The organism is Oleiphilus sp. HI0132, assembly GCF_001635845.1.
The window spans coordinates 1-1,055 of the sequence record NZ_LWGJ01001566.1 but is presented as its reverse complement, the minus strand read 5'-3'; the positions used below and the strand labels follow the sequence as shown (position 1 = coordinate 1,055).

Sequence of the window (1,055 nt, the reverse complement as noted above, 5' to 3'; positions counted from 1 at the left end):
CACCAAGCAGTTCATTCGATTCACTAAACTGCTGGCAGGCCTTACCAAAAGCATCACCCAAACTGGCAATATCGGTAGTGCTTGCCGCAGCTTCGACCACGATGTCTGAGAGTTTGTTAACTTCAGCATCGATATGCTGGTCAAAACGAGAGCTGATGTTGTCTAGCATGCTACTAGAGGTTTCGACTAATGAAGCAATCGCTTCTCTTTGCTGGCTGGATGACTCGGATAAGGAGCCTGACAAGCCATCAAGCTCAGCCATAATTCGCTGACGCTCTTCTAACAAGTGGTTGTCACGCTCCATGTTGTTACTGATTTCTTCACGTAACTTGGAGATTACCTCCGCAGCAACCTTTGGTGTTTCAGACGCGGTTTCAATCAGCTCTGTCATGGGTTTCTCAATCGTTTCTGACAATTGGGCAACTTGCTGCGATAAGCTTTGTTGTAGCTTATTCATCGTCTCGGCAGCAGCGTTTGCACGACCTGCCTCTTCATCTCGCAAGCTGCTCAATTCTTCACGCACACTCGCCGCTAAGCCATTCATTCGACTATCCAGTTCGTGCAACCAACGTGACTCATCTTCACGACGTGCGATCAGTAAGTTATTGGATTCAGCGAAAAGACCCGCTAGTTCAGCCAATAGCTTCTCTGACTTCTGCTTGGTTTGCTCATCCATTAGCTGCTGGCTGTCACTTAGCTTCTCAACCAGCTCAGCTTGCTGAGCCAACATTTTGTCAGCACGGTTCTGCCAATCAAGACTGATCCCCTCAGACATAGCCCCCAAACGATCTGTCATTTCCGTAAATTTATCAGCAACCTGACAACTTGTTTCAAGCTGAGCTTGTGTAAGCTGATTTAGCTTGTCAGCAACGTCTTGAGAGGCGCTGTGTAAAGAAGCAGAACTCTGCGTCTGCGTATCAATCATCGCCTGTTGCCAAACTGTCTGTCGAGCTTTTTCACTTTCGAGATTTTGGCTATCTCGCTGCGCCAAATTCTGGTTCAAGCTTTCTAACATTGTCTGCGTTTTAGCGTCAAAGAGCTCACTGTATTCACTC

Annotated in this window: 1 pseudogene; it reads right to left on the bottom strand. The window is 47.3% G+C overall.

Going from position 1 to position 1,055, the window contains the following annotated elements:
• Positions 1 to 1,055, bottom strand: a pseudogene (locus tag A3766_RS31515) (hypothetical protein); the annotation flags it as partial.